This window comes from Chryseobacterium mucoviscidosis (genome assembly GCF_002177115.1).
In the GTDB taxonomy this organism is placed as follows: Bacteria; Bacteroidota; Bacteroidia; order Flavobacteriales; family Weeksellaceae; genus Chryseobacterium; species Chryseobacterium mucoviscidosis.
Genome location: NZ_MVAG01000128.1, coordinates 551,261 through 565,850, shown reverse-complemented (window position 1 = coordinate 565,850; position 14,590 = coordinate 551,261). Strand labels below are relative to the sequence as shown.

Here is a 14,590-nt window from a genome sequence, read left to right as displayed (position 1 = left end):
AGGCGGACACTTCGGCAAACTCAGTGCGACATTTTTAGCTAAAATATTCAGCATTAAATTTTATCGGAGATAAAATCCTTGCGCCTTAACAAGTATAGCTTTTAAATAAATTGCGCCTTTGTGTATATCTAACAATTTTTTTTCATTTTTTTTGAGGAACAGGCAGGACTCGAACCTGCGACCCACAACTGGAATACATAGGAACTTTATTTGCCAAAAGCGAAAAGTAATCTGTTGCTCTACCATCTGAGCTACTGTTCCTACCTTATGATTAAAGGTTTTCATTAAACCCTACAGGCTTTTACACCTGCAAGGTTCGGTTATTAGTTTTCTTTTTGTTAACGAATTGTTCTTAATCTGTTTTTACGGATAATTTTGAATTCTTAACTTCCAATAATCTGACTTCGGAAAGTGAAGCGTTAAGAAAATTTAAAATTAATCCGTTAAAAAATTCCCATTGTCTGAAGCGCGCTTGCACTTTTGAACCGAAGAACTTATCTTGAATTCGCGCAAGTTTTGGGAATTTTAGGATTAAGTTTTAATTTTTAGCGGAAGTTTCCAGGTCTTGAACTTTTTGTTTCTTTTGTTTCAAGACAAAAGAAATTCTATGCTTTTCTAAACTTCTTCTTTTTCTTCCAAGGCGCATTCTTCTGAACATCACCTGCCATGATACATCCGTAAGGCATCACTTCATCCAGAACTTCACACAATCCGTATTCTTCAATCTGCGCTCTTACATTTTTTGCACTTTTATAAGCAGTTGGAAGTTCAGAAATATCAATTTCATTCGTGAAGAAACGGATATCTAATCCTTTGGTTTCTTCTTCAAAAACTTCTTCGATGGTTTTATGCGCCAACGATTTTTTATGTTGACTTCTGCTGAAATTTCTTCCTGCTCCGTGAGGCGCAAAACCCAGATTTCTTTCGTTGGTAATTCCTTTTACAATCAAAACCGGTTCTGCCATATTCAAAGGAATTAATCTCGGACCTGTAATATCCGGCATAAATTTATCATCCAAAGGCGTTGCACCTTTTGCGTGGTAGAATAAATCTCCATCTTTGAAAACAAAATTATGCTCGTTCCAGTATCGGTCTTCTTTCTCGATTCCCAATTTATTCAAAGCGGCATCATGAATGGAAATATGATTTTCTTTCGTCCATTTTCTGATTAACTGTAAGGCTTCCCAATATTGTTTTCCTTCTTCCGTTTCATAAGGGATCCATGCGTTTTCTCTTAAGGTTTCAGGAGAAATTTCCATTCTGAACTGGTTCGCAACCTTCATTCCTTTATCATATAAAGCTGCGCCCGGAGCTCTTGAACCGTGGTGTGTTACCAACATCGTGTTTCCTGTATTTTTGGAAATTCCGACAAACAGGAAATGGTTTCCGTCGCCCTGAGTTCCCATATGAGAACGTGCAATGCTTATTAATTTTTCGTCATTCAGAAAATCATTCTTTCTGAAAGCATCCATCAATTCCTGAGACATCGGCATCTGTTCTCCTCTCGGTCTTCCACCGTATCCGAAATGCGTGATGGAATGGGCTGCATCCAAAACTTCTTTAGGATCTGCTTTTCCGAAATCCGTCAACATCACAGAACAGCAGATATCTGCACTATGGAATCCTGGATGAATCGCATTTTTCGCCACAACCACACCGCCAACAGGAATATGCCCTGCAGGACCTGTAGGACAGGCATCCGGCATAATGGCTCCGTTTTCCAGAGTCGGCGTTTTCATCAGGACTTTCATGGTGTTGATTACTTTTTCTACGTTATCATTTTCACTTTCGTGTTCTGCTCTGATGTTGATCACAAAATCTTTTGCCGTTTCATGAAGCGGAATCAGTTCGGGCTGTTTAAACTGTTCCAGATATTCTTTTATCTGAGTTTCGTCTAAATTATTTTCGTTGATGAATTCAATCGCTTCTTTAAACCATTTCGCTGGTCTGTATCCTAATTCGATTAAATGATTTCCGTTAAATTCCATGTGTTCTCTCATTTTGATGATGCAAAGTAAGAACTAAAGTATGCAATCTTTTTGCGCAGATAAAATTATTTTAATTATTTTTGAGGAATTAACCACAAAAGGCACAAAAGTTTGTTTACACACTAGTCTTATTAGTTTTAAGTTAAATGATTGAGAATATTTTAGAGCACATCAGATTTAAAAATCAAAGATTTTTGTGAAGAACAAATAAAGCTCTAAAGTGGATACTGAATCATTTCAAAAAATAGTGTCCTTAAAGAACGAGAAATGGTGTTTTAAAACTTTTCTACACAGATATTGCTCCGATCGAGCGGATTTCTGTTTTAAAATTGAATTATTTATAAATAAAAATTAAGATATGTTATTTGAACAATTAGAAAAATCGGCAGAGGAAATTCAGTTTAAGGATGTAATTGCTTTTATTGATGAACATTACGATTTTACCCCGACAAAATTTACGAACGGAAATACAGTAAATGAAGCCAATCAGAATAATGGTTCCTGTAAGATTTTTAGTTTTGCGAAATTAAATGATTTATCTAAAGAAGAAACGCTGAATCTTTTCGGAGAATTTTACAGGGAAGATGTTCTTAAAAATCCTGAAGGAACGGATCATCAGAATATCAGAAACTTTATGGAATCCGGCTGGGAAGGAATTTCTTTTGAAGGAAAAGCTTTAAGTAGAAAGTAAACTGTCATTGCGAACAGACCGGAGATCTGCGAACGCAGTTCAGAAATGACGAAGCAATCTCAAACAATTTGGAAGAGATTGATTGAGTGCTTCCTTGGTAAGAACGGGGTCATGAAAAATGGCAACTTTTAACCACCCCGTCAAAAAATCGAAGATTTTTCGCCACCCCTCCAGAGGAGGGGAATTTCACTGCCTTATATTAAATTCAACCTCAACCTCAATCTAAATCTAAATCTAAATCTAAATCTAAATCTCAGTCTTAACCTTAACCTTAACCTTAACTTAAACCTTAACCTCATCATATGTCATCCAACAAAAACGCGCTCATCCGGTACAAAACACTGGATAAATGTCTGAAAAATAAATACCGGAAATATACTCTCGAAGATCTTATTGACGAATGTTCGGAAGCTTTGTTCGAATTTGAAGGAAAAGAATCTTTTGTAAGCAAAAGAACGGTACAGCTCGATCTGCAGAATATGCGGAGCGAAAAATTCGGGTATGAAGCACCGATTGAGGTGTACGAAAGAAAATATTACCGCTACAGCGATCCCGATTACAGCATTCACAATATTTCGGTTAATGAAAGTGATCTGAAAGCCATGAATAATGCGGTGCAGATTTTAAAACAGTTCAAAGACTTTTCGATGTTTAAGGAAATGAACGGGGTGATCCAGAAGCTGGAAGATTCCATCCATTCCACGAACCAGAAATCAATTATTCATTTAGATAAAAATGAGCAATTGAAAGGATTGGAATATATTGATGTTCTGTATGATGCGATTTTACACAAAAAAGTTCTAAATATCACGTATAAAAGTTTTAAGGCAAGAGAATCAGATTCTTATATTGTTCATCCGCAGTTGCTGAAGGAATTTAACAACCGCTGGTTTTTGATCTGTTCCAATAAGCAGTATGTCTACAATCTTGCTCTGGACAGAATGGAAGATATTCAGATTGAGGAAAAAATCGATTATATTGATATGAATCTCGACGGCGACGAATATTTTAAGGATATTGTAGGAGTAAGCGTTTCGCCAACGATGGCTCCGCGAAATGTGATTTTCTTTGTAGATTCTCATAATGCACCTTATGTAAAAACCAAACCTTTTCATGCCAGTCAGGAAATTGTAAGCGAAAGTAATGAGGGTACGATTTTTAAAATCTGTGTACAGTTGAATTTTGAACTGGAAAGACTTCTTTTGGGGTTCGGAGAATGTTTGGTTGTACATAAACCAAGAAAACTCAGACTGAGACTGGAAGAAAAATTCAAAGCGGCAGCTAAAAATTATGAAAACCTTGTGATTCCGGATGAAGATTGATGACAATTCTTGGCTTAGAAATTGTATTGCATGAATCATAAAAAAATAAACAGTATGAAATCAAGAATATTAAAAGCAGTTGTAGCAGTAGTTGCGCCTTTGGTTATCGAATTTATCGTGAAGAAGATTTCTGAGAAAATTGATCAGAAAAGTCAGAAAAAAGAAGATCCTAAGCAACTTCCTGCATCCACGAATTAACATGACAAGTAGTTAGATTTAAATTATAGAAAAGAGGCTGTTCATTTTTGCAACAGCCTCTTTTTATTTTTAAAGCTTTCTAAATGATTTTAAAATTTGATGCAAACTGAATGTTCAACGGAGTCAAAAGTTGCAAAATATGATCAAAATGTAATGATTAGTTATTCTAAATTTGTGTTAACTTTTGCATTTGTATTCATTGATTCTATATAAAAGTTAAAACAAAGTTTTTATGACTGTCCGTGATTTTCATCATTAAACCTTTGAGTTCTTTGCTGAGTGAAACGCCTTTGCGAACTTAAAAACAGTTAGTATATAAAGAATCTTAGCGATCCTTTGCGTTAAAAAGTAGTATAAATTAATAACGGATGATCAAAAGCTTTTATATAAAATCATAAACCCCGTTTTTCCAGCCCAGAACTTTAGAAGAGTCTGCTTTCAGCCAGTTTTTTAGGATGGTAGCATAAATTTTCCGGAAATCTTCGGTGTAGATTAAATCGCCTTCATTTAAATTCTGTAAATCGGGAAGTGCATTCAGAATTCCTTTTTTCTTTAAACCTCCACTGATGAAAAACATCTGGTTTGCCGTTCCGTGATCGGTTCCATTACTCGCATTTTGAGCAACACGGCGGCCAAATTCTGAAAAAGTCATTAGTAAAATATCATTGAAAAGTCCATTGCTTTTCATATCCGCCACAAACGCTTTTACCGCATCATTGATGTCTGTAAAGAGTTTTTGCTGTCTTTCATTCTGGTTCACGTGCGTATCGAAGCTTCCGATGGAAAGATAATACACTTTTGTATTGATGTCAGATTTAATTAAAGAAGAAACGGTTTTAAAGTCTTTTCCGAGCTGAGAATTCGGGTAAGTCTGTTCTGTTTTTTTCGCTTTGCTTTTTTCGAAAATGTAGTCTGCGTTGTTGATGGTGGAACCTAAAGTCTGATATAAATAGGAAACCGTTTCGTCGTCATGATGATGATCGTAAAGTGATTTGAAATATTTTTCCTGACTGGTCTGATATAATCTTTTCGGATCTTTAAAGGCAAATGCTTTGTTGTTTTCGCCTTTTAAAGCTAAACTCAGCATATCGTCCACTTCCAGAGCCTGAGTAGGATGATCGCATTTGTAACATTCTTCATCGAGAAATCTTCCTAGCCAGCCGGTTTCAAGATATTCGTCGCTTCTGCTTGCAGAATGCCAAATGTCCATGCTTCGGAAGTGCGATTTATCAGGATTCGGATAACCGACATTATTCATTACAGAAAGTTCTCCCTGATCGTACAGTTCTTTGAAATAGGAGAGGGCAGGATTAATTCCGGCTTCGTCCGTAAGCTGCATTGAATTCTGAATGGCAATTTTATTTCTTTCCCTGAAATAAATATCATTTTTTATTGGAATAATCGTATTCAGACCATCGTTTCCTCCTGTGAATTGCAATACCACCAATATTTTCTGATTGGGTTCCAGCGCATCATCGAATGTCATGGCTTTCAGAAAATTCGGCATCAGAAAAGATGCGGTTGCCAATGAACTTATTTTTAGGAATTCTCTTCTTTTGATTAACATAAGCTTAGGTTTTAGGGTAAAGATGACAGGTTGCTGGTTTTAAAGCTGTATTTTAACGGTAAGCTAAAATCTGCTACTGCGACCTGAAAACTACATTAACTGATATTCCGGTGTCGACATGAGATTGATGACATTCATTTTCACGCTGTTGTCTGAGAAATTTTTCACCGAATTCATATCCAGAGATTTTGAACTCTGAATTAAATAATCTTCCACATTCTTTCCGTTAAAAATCTTTTCTACACGAGACCAATCGATCGTAATATTCGGGTTTTTAAAACTTTTCGTTAATGAATTCGTGTTGTTTTTTAAACCCATATCCAAATCATCATCTTCTTTCGGACGGTAATCTAACGGTCGCAAACCAGACCATATCTGCGGAATCTGAAGTCTTAACATTAAGGTCGAGCTGTCGATCCACGATTTTCCGTTTGGCCAGCCTGAAACATTCGGCGGGTACAAAAGCATCTGTCCCAGTAATTTCTGATAAACGATGAGGTTTTCAGGATTCTGAATATTCATGGGAAGCGACCGCATGATTCCAGCCATAAGTTCAATCGGAGATTTTATCCGGTTGCCGATATTTTTTTTATCATAAAACCATGAACTCGAAAAAATATCCATCATGAGTTTTTTAATGTCGTAACCGGACTGGTAAAAACTTTCGCTCAAAGATTTTACAATGTTTTCATCAACATTTTCATTCACGAAGAATTTATAGATTTTTGTGGTGATGAATTTTGCCGTTGCTTTCTCTTCAAGAATGATATTTAAAACATCTGTGCCTGTAAAATTGCCTGTTTTTCCGAGGAAAGTTTTTGCGCCTTCATCATGAAGATTTTTTCTTTCTTTAAAATTTCCTTCTTTATCCGATCCCCATCCTGTAAAAGCTCTCGCACCTTCCCGTATGTCTTTCTCCGTATAATTTCCTCGTCCCATCGTGAAAAGTTCCATCACTTCACGGGCAAAATTTTCGTTGGGATGATCTTTTTTATTCTGCTGATTGTTAAGAAAATTCAGCATTGCCGGAGCCTGACTGACTTCAAATAAGAGATCTTTAAAGTTTCCGAGTGCATTCTTTCGGATCACATTTAAAATCTGTCGGTTAAATTTCGGGTTCACCACTCTGGAAGCAAAATGACCATGCCAGAAAAAAGCCATTTTCTCCCTCATCTGCTCTTTGCTGTTCACCATTTTATCAAGAAAATTCAGATTGAGCTCTTCGTTCTGCTGTCGGCTGATTCTCTGCATTTCCTTTTTCTTTTCTGCCGGAGTCTGATCATTCATCATATAGTCTCCGGTTTCTGCAATATCGGGCGTATCATAATTTACGTAAAGAAATGTTTCTTCTTTAAACAAATCATTCATCAGGCTTTTAATGTCTTTTTTATGAAGATCTTCCAGCTGATTGATTCCCGGTCCGAATCCTGCGCGCCAGAGAAGGTGTTTATTGTTGAGTAACGATGGAGAAATCATATCAATTATTTACTTTTTGATGGATGTGATGAAGTAAGGTTAAAATTAATAACGGTTAAGTATTGTTAATATTGAATAGTTTTTTTAAATATATTTTGGTTAAATGTTTAACTCTGCCCTAATTTTCAGAATATTCATTTAAACGTTTATTTAATTTTTTAATCAAAATAATATATTGAATTTCAATTTTTTACGGCTTTAAGCATTGTTAAAGTCGCAGGAAAGGCTTTGCTTGGCACGATTTTTACATATTTCAGCGTAGTAAAATTTAAAAAATCAGAGTTATGAAAATGTTTAAACAAGCAATTTTATTTGCCGGAATTTTGACTGCAGGAGCATTGAGCGCACAAAGTGCACAGATGAATAATATGATAAAGGTAGGAGCAAATGTTGGTTTAGCAGTTCCTTCTGACAATACTTCTATGGCAGTAGGTGTGGATGTAGCCTATCAGAACCTTGTAACTCCGGGATTCGGATTGGGGATCGCAACAGGATATACACACTATTTCGGAAAAGATAACAACGGATATACTAATAATGATGTAGGGGTAGTTCCTGTAGCTGCATTGTTGAGAGTTTACCCGAAACAGACAGGATTTTATTTTGGTACAGACTTAGGGTACGGATTTTTGGTAGGGGATGATAAAGTGGCTTCTAATGCTGCTTTAGACAGACCGAACGGTGGTTTTTATCTAAAACCGGAGATCGGATATCACAATCAGGACTGGAATTTCTTTGTACAGTACCAGAAAGTTTTTGTAGGAAGCAAAGGCGATTTGCCTAATCAGGACTACAATGTGGGTAACATTGGAGTAGGATTTTCTTACAACATTCCACTAGGGAAGTAGTTAGATTTAAATATAAGCAATTATTAACCAAACCTTTTCGAATTTTTGAGAAGGTTTTTTATTTCTAACGAAAATTTACAAAAGATATTATTATATTTGATAAAATTTGAGGTTATGATTTTGAATCCAAAATTTCCACTTTATTTACCGGGAGTAAAAAACGACAGCAATGATAACGTTTCTATCATTGGCGCAAACCTTCGTGAAGATATTACAACTTTAGGATATTTCGTCTCCGGTAACGGAGGTCTTGAGATTAAAATCCAGAATAAATACTTTACCAAAGAATATGGTTCTTTCACAGAAATTTTAAAGAAATTTATTCAGGACAATCAGCTTGAAAACGTAAAAAGGCTTGGAATAGCGGTTCCGGGACCGGTTCTGAACGGAAAAAGCAGTCCGGCAAGATTAGGTTGGAATCTTGATGTAGAAGAATACAAAAGAGATTTAGGTTTTGAAAAAGTAGATATGCTGAATGACCTTGAAGCTTCCGCTTACGGAATGGGACTTTTGGAAGATGCGGATCTTGATCCGATCTACACAAGCGGACATCTGGAAAACGGAAATGTAGCAATTTTAGCTCCGGGAAATGGTCTGGGTGAAGCCGGATATTTCTTCGACGGAAAATATTTAAGACCATTTGCAACAGAAGGAGGACATTCGGAATTCTCTCCAAGAACGAATGTTGAGGTAGAATTTTATCAGTTTCTGAATAATCTTTACGGAATTGTAAGTTGGGAAAATGTGTTATCTAAAGGAGGTCTGTTTAATATTTACAGATTTCTCAGAGATGTAAAAAGACATCCTGAACCAGAATGGCTTGCCGATCGTTTCGCAAATGGCAACTTTGTGGAAGAACTTTACAAAGCTGCAGTGGAAGAAGATGTGCTTATCTGTAAGATTGCCTTAGACACGTTCCTTGAATTTTTAGCAAGAGAGGCAAACAATTTAACATTGAAATTAAAAGCAACCGGTGGTTTATTCATTTCCGGAGATATTCCGCAAACAATTGCAGACTATATTAACAAGGATAAATTTTACGAGAAGTTCAAGATTAGCGATAAGATGGAGGAAATGCTGAGAAACATTCCGATTTATCTGAACAGAAATCCAAATACGGCACTGAATGGTGCAGCGCTTTACACCGCTTACTATCAAGAATAAAACAAGGCTCCGAAGAAATTCGGAGTTTTTTTATGGATGATATTACTCATGAAAAAAAATGTATTTATTGATGTACATCAATGAAATCTCTCAAAGCAGTTAGTTACATTTGCACCAGTAAATAACAAACAAGAAAATAACTTTTATTCAAATGAAAAAAATATTTTTATTAGCAGTTTTAGCAAGCGGATTAGCATTCGGACAGGCAAAAAAAGTAGTAAGCTCTGATGTACAGTGGTGGGGTTATAAAATCGCAAAATCTGAGGCAAGCTCTCACAACGGAACGGTAAAAGTAAAATCCGGAGAAATGGTATTGAAAGGAAACCAGTTAGTTGGCGGTTCTTTCGTATTGGATATGACTTCTATCAACGCAACAGATCTTTCCGGAGAATATCAGCAGAAACTGAACGGTCACCTTAAAAACGGAGATTTCTTCGAAGTTGAAAAATATCCTACGGCAACTTTCAAAATCACCGGAGTAAAGAAAAACAACGATAAAGTGTATACTTCTTTAGTTACAGGAAACTTAACGGTAAAAGGAAAAACCAACGCTATTTCTTTCCCTGCAAAAATTACATACGCAAACGGAACAGTAAGCTTAATGTCTAACAAATTCTCTATCGACAGACAGAAATTTGATGTGGCTTACAAATCTACAATGCAGGATGTTCTTGTGAAAGATGATATGGATTTGCTTGTAAAGGTAACAGCTAAATAATTTAATCAAAAAAAGATTGTTAAAAGTGTAGAAGTTCTACACTTTTTTTTATTTTTGTTGAATTGTAAATAAAAAAGAATGAAAAGATTACTATTGTTTGCTATGATGTGCGTAAGTATGTCATTTGTTTTCGCTCAGAAGAAAGGAGATAAAGTGGTAAAAGTAACATCGTCGGACATCAGATGGTGGGGATATAAAGTTGTAAAAACAGTTCCTACTACCCATTCCGGAACCATAAAGCTGAAAAGTGGAAAATTTACTTTTGATAAAACAGTTTTGGTGGACGGAGAATTCGTTATCGATATGAAGTCCTTAATGGCGGGTGATGTTTCAAGCCAGGATGAAGATATGGTAAAATTAACGAACGATCTTAAAAGTTCAAATTTCTTCGACGTTAAGAAATTTCCGTTGGCGAAATTCCATTTAACGAAAATTATTCCTCTGGCAAACAGCGAGTACAATTCTACCGTTTACGGAGATGTAACGATTAAAGGAGTAAGAAAAACCATCACTTTCCCTGCAAACGTTTATATTACTCAGTTTACCGTAGTAATCGAGTCTGCTAAATTCTCACTGAACAGAAGAGACTTCAAAGTATTCTACCAGTCTTCTCTGAAGGATTATTTCATCAAAAACGAAATGGATATCCAGTTCAGAATTTCCACAGCAGTTTTGGATAACGAAAACAGAACGCCTGTTAAAAAGAAATAAGGACACCTTTTAATAAATCAAAATGAGCGATTTCTTTGGAAACCGCTCATTTTTTTTGACTGATTTTTTTATTTTAGTGGTATGAAAATTTATGTAGTAAGCGGACTTGGTGCAGATTTTAAGGTTTTGGAGAAAATAGAATTTCCAAAGCATCACGAAGTGGTTTTTATCGACTGGCTGATTCCTCATCAAAATGAAGAATTCTCAGATTATGTAAAAAGAATGGCGGAAAAGATTGATGATTCGGAGCCTTTTTATCTGGTGGGATATTCTTTCGGGGGAATTATGGTGCAGGAAATCAACAGGCTGAAACCTGCCAAAAAAGTGGTGATCCTCGGAAGTATTAAATCCGATAAAGAAAAATCCCGCCTCATCAAAGCCGGACAGATCACGAAAATTCCAAAAGTTCTGCCTGTTACTTTCTTCAACGAAAGAACCACCAATATGTATTCTGTCGTAAGAAAATTCTTTGATCCCCGAAATCCTAAAGTTTTGCAATACTTCAGGGTAAGAGATCCGTATTATTTAAAATGGTCGATTGAAAAGATTTCAGACTGGAAGTTCGAAGAAAATCCCGATGTGGTGCAGATCTTGGCAGACCGCGATATTGTTTTCCCGATCAAAAACTCCAAACCCGATTATGTAATCAAAGGAGGGAGCCATTTATTCCCAATTACAAAATTTAAAGAAGTTGCATCTATTTTAAAGGGGGTGTTAGAATAGAATTTAGTTTTAAAATTAAATTTCAATTAATTTTACAGGGGTTTGTTTTAAATTTTTATTGTTTTTAAAAATTTATCCTTACATTTGAAGGGGTAAAACACAAATTTTTATGACAGTAGGTTTAAAATGGATCGTTTCTTTTGCGATAATTGCTTTGATTGCCGTTGGCGGACTATTCTGGAGTCCCATTACAGATTTTCCGAATACCGGAGCATTTTTAAGCGAGGATAAAATTGTAGGAGCAGATGTCGCGTGGATTCTTGCTGCGGCAGGTCTTGTTTTATTAATGACTCCCGGCTTGTCTTTCTTTTACGGAGGAATGGTAGGAAAGAAAAACGTGATCTCTACTATGCTTCAAAGTTTTATTGCTTTGGGAGTAATTTCTATTTTGTGGGTAGTGGTTGGTTTTTCCCTCTCATTCGGAGATTCTATTGGTTTTACCATCAATGGAGAACATTACGGAATCATCGGCAACCCTTTGAGCTATCCTTTTTTCAGTGGAGTAGGAGTATTGCCGCATAAAGCGATGGCTTCTACGATTCCTTTTATTCTTTTTGCGTTGTTTCAGATGAAATTTGCAGTCATTACTCCTGCATTAATTACGGGTTCTTTTGCGGAACGGGTACGTTTCATCTCTTACCTTTTATTCATGGTACTTTTCAGTCTGTTTATTTATACCCCGCTTTGTCACATGGTTTGGCATCCGGACGGATTACTGAATAAATATTTTGGCGTAAAAGATTTCGCAGGAGGCACTGTTGTACACATGAGTGCCGGTTTTGCAGCTTTAGCAGGGGCAATGGTGGTTGGAAACAGAAAAAAACCTCATCACGATCCTTCCAATATTTCTTATGTCATGTTGGGAACAGGAATGCTCTGGTTCGGGTGGTTTGGTTTTAATGCAGGTTCGGCTTTAGCGGCAAATGCAACGGCAGCAACAGCTTTCGGAACCACTACAATAGCTTCAGCTTCTGCGATGATGACGTGGATCTTTTTCGATAGAATTAATAAAAGAAAAGTTTCAGCTTTAGGTGCCTGTATCGGAGCCGTTGTCGGTTTAGTCGCAATTACTCCCGCCTGTGGTTTTGTTTCCGTTGCAGAAAGTCTTTTTATAGGATTTATTTCCGCTATTGTTTCTAATATAATGGTGAATTGGAAAGCTTTAAAGAAAATTGATGATACATTAGACGTTTTTGCATGTCATGGAGTAGGAGGAATCATGGGTATGATCTTAACCGCAATTTTTGCACACGGCGAAAAAGCAAGTCTTCTTCACGGTGGTTTTGAAGTTTTTGCCCATCATATGGCTGCGTTACTGTTGGTCTCGGTTTTTACGTTTTTCGGATCATTGCTTTTGTATAAAATTACTGACAGCATTATTACTTTAAGAGTTTCAGAAGAATCCGAAGATATGGGACTGGATATTTCGCAGCATGAAGAAAGTCTCTGCTGAGAAAGAGAATATTGAATAATAAATTGTTAATTTATTTAAACTTAAAAACAATTCACAATTGAATGCGAAGCAAATTCACCATTCGTCATTCACACAAAAAAGGTTATCTACAAGTGTTCATATAGTTTTAATTAGAAAGCCGGAGCTGAATTTTCAACTCCGGCTTTTGCATCTCGATTTATCGTGTATCTTTGCGTTTAGGAAAAATGAGCAATTTTCTATATGGAATCAATATCGGTTTTTGAGATTATAAAAGTAGGAATAGGTCCGTCCAGTTCGCATACAATGGGACCTTGGAATGCGGCATCTGCATTCATCAGGATTATTAAAAGAGAAAGAGCAATTGAAGAGGTAAAAGAAGTTTTCCTTGAGTTTTTCGGGTCACTGGCAAAAACGGGGATCGGTCACGGAACCGATATTGCCGGAATGCTCGGTCTGAATGGAGAAGATTTTAAAACAATCGATACCACAAAAATTGATGAAAAAATAGAAAAAATAAAATCTACCCAAATTCTCAATCTGGGAGGTGAAAAAGAAATTCCTTTTATTTACGGACATCATCTGGTGCTTAATATGAAAAAATCTCTTGAGTATCATCCCAACGGAATGATTTTCAAAGCTGTTTTTGAAGACGGAACCGAACTTGTGCAGGATTTTTATTCTGTAGGCGGCGGTTTTATCATGAGTCAGGAAAAAAAATCGATTCAGAAACATTGTGTCCGAACCTTATATCCTTGTCATAAATCTTCAGACATTGTAAAATATTGTGAAAAATTAGGATTGAATCGTATTTCAGATTTAATCTTGATCAACGAAGAAAGCTGGAGAACACAGGACGAAACAAGAGCGGAAGCACTTTACATTTGGCAGCAGATCAAAGAATGCATTTACAAAGGCGTCAATAAAGAAGGAACTCTTCCAGGTGGATTGAACGTTACGCGTCGTGCAGCCGGAATCAACAGGAAATTACTGGGCGATAGAATCTATAAAAATAAAGACGAATGGTTTCAGCAGGTTGTAGAAGCCGAAGAAAATTTCACCAATATCAATAAATGGATTTCCTGTTTTGCATTGGCGGTGAATGAAGAAAATGCAAGTTTCGGAAGAATTATTACTGCTCCTACGAACGGTGCAAGTGGTGTAATTCCGGCGGTTCTGATGTATGCACAGGCTTTTACGGAATTTACCAGCGAAGATGATATTGTGAGATTCCTTTTAGTAGCAGGAGAAATCGGTACCTTATTTAAGAAAAATGCAACCATTTCTGCGGCAATGGGCGGTTGTCAGGCTGAAGTAGGCGTTTCTTCGGCGATGGCTGCAGCCGGTCTTACCGAAATTTTAGGCGGAACTGTCGGTCAGGTTTTAATGGCAGCCGAAATTGCCATGGAGCATCATTTAGGCTTAACCTGTGATCCGATAAAAGGACTTGTACAGATTCCTTGTATCGAAAGAAATACAATGGGAGCGATAAAAGCCATCACGGCAGCAAATATTGCGCTGGAAAGTGATCCAGCGAAAGCAAAAGTAACGTTAGATGAAGTAATCCAGACGATGTGGGAAACCGCTTTATCCATGAATGACCGTTTTAAGGAAACTTCCGAAGGCGGTTTGGCAATTGCGGTGAATGTTCCGGAATGTTAATTTTTAATTTCGGTTGATTTACAAAATAGTAAAATGTTCATAATTTATTCTATGGAAAATCTATTAAGTTCTGTGGAATAAATTATGAGA

The 14,590-nt window shown here is 36.5% G+C and carries 13 protein-coding genes and 1 tRNA gene; 10 read left to right on the top strand and 4 right to left on the bottom strand.

The features are described 5' to 3' along the window. Positions 1–154: 154 nt before the first annotated feature. Both B0E34_RS21410 and B0E34_RS17135 read right to left on the bottom strand, forming a co-directional pair. Positions 155–261 (bottom strand) — tRNA-OTHER (locus B0E34_RS21410). A 344-nt stretch (positions 262–605) separates the two neighbouring features. Continuing rightward, positions 606–1,988, bottom strand: a complete 1,383-nt coding sequence (locus tag B0E34_RS17135) for an RtcB family protein (protein ID WP_087711561.1) — start codon at positions 1,986–1,988, stop codon at positions 606–608. A gap of 358 nt (positions 1,989–2,346) precedes the next feature. On the opposite strand from B0E34_RS17135, the gene B0E34_RS17130 reads away from it, so the two are divergent. The 3 genes from B0E34_RS17130 (at position 2,347) to B0E34_RS21405 (ending at position 4,199) form a co-directional block, all read left to right on the top strand. Beyond that, positions 2,347–2,679, top strand: a complete 333-nt coding sequence (locus B0E34_RS17130; protein WP_087711450.1) for a HopJ type III effector protein — start codon at positions 2,347–2,349, stop codon at positions 2,677–2,679. A 302-nt stretch (positions 2,680–2,981) separates the two neighbouring features. Beyond that, positions 2,982–4,001: a helix-turn-helix transcriptional regulator gene (locus tag B0E34_RS17125; RefSeq protein ID WP_087711448.1), complete on the top strand. Its 1,020-nt coding sequence runs from the start codon at positions 2,982–2,984 to the stop codon at positions 3,999–4,001. Positions 4,002–4,055: 54 nt separating this feature from the next. Further along, on the top strand, positions 4,056–4,199 hold the full coding sequence (locus tag B0E34_RS21405) for a hypothetical protein (RefSeq protein WP_165763009.1): 144 nt from the start codon (positions 4,056–4,058) through the stop codon (positions 4,197–4,199). 382 nt (positions 4,200–4,581) lie between these two features. Here B0E34_RS21405 and B0E34_RS17120 read toward each other — a convergent pair whose 3' ends face one another. After that, positions 4,582–5,766, bottom strand: a complete 1,185-nt coding sequence (locus tag B0E34_RS17120) for a DUF1501 domain-containing protein (RefSeq protein WP_087711446.1) — start codon at positions 5,764–5,766, stop codon at positions 4,582–4,584. 90 nt (positions 5,767–5,856) lie between these two features. After that, complete coding sequence (locus tag B0E34_RS17115; RefSeq protein ID WP_087711444.1) at positions 5,857–7,242, bottom strand: DUF1800 domain-containing protein; 1,386 nt, start codon at positions 7,240–7,242, stop codon at positions 5,857–5,859. 284 nt (positions 7,243–7,526) lie between these two features. On the opposite strand from B0E34_RS17115, the gene B0E34_RS17110 reads away from it, so the two are divergent. From B0E34_RS17110 to B0E34_RS17080, 7 genes are all read left to right on the top strand, one after another. After that, positions 7,527–8,090, top strand: coding sequence for a hypothetical protein (locus B0E34_RS17110; RefSeq protein WP_087711442.1), 564 nt, complete (start codon positions 7,527–7,529; stop codon positions 8,088–8,090). Positions 8,091–8,204: 114 nt separating this feature from the next. Next, positions 8,205–9,254, top strand: a complete 1,050-nt coding sequence (locus tag B0E34_RS17105) for a glucokinase (protein WP_087711440.1) — start codon at positions 8,205–8,207, stop codon at positions 9,252–9,254. A gap of 151 nt (positions 9,255–9,405) precedes the next feature. Then, the gene (locus B0E34_RS17100; RefSeq protein ID WP_076395478.1) at positions 9,406–9,972 is read left to right on the top strand and encodes a YceI family protein; all 567 of its coding nucleotides are present in this window, start codon (positions 9,406–9,408) and stop codon (positions 9,970–9,972) included. Between the two features lie 78 nt (positions 9,973–10,050). Continuing rightward, a complete protein-coding gene (locus B0E34_RS17095; RefSeq protein ID WP_076395480.1) occupies positions 10,051–10,683 on the top strand; it encodes a YceI family protein in 633 nt (210 codons plus the stop codon). Positions 10,684–10,764: 81 nt separating this feature from the next. Then, positions 10,765–11,406, top strand: coding sequence for an alpha/beta hydrolase (locus tag B0E34_RS17090; protein WP_087711439.1), 642 nt, complete (start codon positions 10,765–10,767; stop codon positions 11,404–11,406). 109 nt (positions 11,407–11,515) lie between these two features. Continuing rightward, the gene (locus tag B0E34_RS17085; RefSeq protein WP_087711437.1) at positions 11,516–12,859 is read left to right on the top strand and encodes an ammonium transporter; all 1,344 of its coding nucleotides are present in this window, start codon (positions 11,516–11,518) and stop codon (positions 12,857–12,859) included. A gap of 222 nt (positions 12,860–13,081) precedes the next feature. Further along, positions 13,082–14,500, top strand: coding sequence for an L-serine ammonia-lyase (locus B0E34_RS17080; protein ID WP_087711435.1), 1,419 nt, complete (start codon positions 13,082–13,084; stop codon positions 14,498–14,500). The last annotated feature ends 90 nt before the right edge of the window (positions 14,501–14,590 follow it).

What these genes read in the sequence shown, in the direction of transcription:
- B0E34_RS17105 (WP_087711440.1), top strand. Translation starts at nt 8,205, where the DNA reads ATGATTTTGAATCCAAAATTTCCACTTTATTTACCGGGAGTAAAAAAC.
- B0E34_RS17120 (WP_087711446.1), bottom strand. Translation starts at nt 5,766, where the DNA reads ATGTTAATCAAAAGAAGAGAATTCCTAAAAATAAGTTCATTGGCAACC.
- B0E34_RS21405 (WP_165763009.1), top strand. Translation starts at nt 4,056, where the DNA reads ATGAAATCAAGAATATTAAAAGCAGTTGTAGCAGTAGTTGCGCCTTTG.
- B0E34_RS17085 (WP_087711437.1), top strand. Translation starts at nt 11,516, where the DNA reads ATGACAGTAGGTTTAAAATGGATCGTTTCTTTTGCGATAATTGCTTTG.
- B0E34_RS17110 (WP_087711442.1), top strand. Translation starts at nt 7,527, where the DNA reads ATGAAAATGTTTAAACAAGCAATTTTATTTGCCGGAATTTTGACTGCA.
- B0E34_RS17100 (WP_076395478.1), top strand. Translation starts at nt 9,406, where the DNA reads ATGAAAAAAATATTTTTATTAGCAGTTTTAGCAAGCGGATTAGCATTC.
- B0E34_RS17125 (WP_087711448.1), top strand. Translation starts at nt 2,982, where the DNA reads ATGTCATCCAACAAAAACGCGCTCATCCGGTACAAAACACTGGATAAA.
- B0E34_RS17095 (WP_076395480.1), top strand. Translation starts at nt 10,051, where the DNA reads ATGAAAAGATTACTATTGTTTGCTATGATGTGCGTAAGTATGTCATTT.
- B0E34_RS17080 (WP_087711435.1), top strand. Translation starts at nt 13,082, where the DNA reads ATGGAATCAATATCGGTTTTTGAGATTATAAAAGTAGGAATAGGTCCG.
- B0E34_RS17115 (WP_087711444.1), bottom strand. Translation starts at nt 7,242, where the DNA reads ATGATTTCTCCATCGTTACTCAACAATAAACACCTTCTCTGGCGCGCA.
- B0E34_RS17135 (WP_087711561.1), bottom strand. Translation starts at nt 1,988, where the DNA reads ATGGAATTTAACGGAAATCATTTAATCGAATTAGGATACAGACCAGCG.
- B0E34_RS17130 (WP_087711450.1), top strand. Translation starts at nt 2,347, where the DNA reads ATGTTATTTGAACAATTAGAAAAATCGGCAGAGGAAATTCAGTTTAAG.
- B0E34_RS17090 (WP_087711439.1), top strand. Translation starts at nt 10,765, where the DNA reads ATGAAAATTTATGTAGTAAGCGGACTTGGTGCAGATTTTAAGGTTTTG.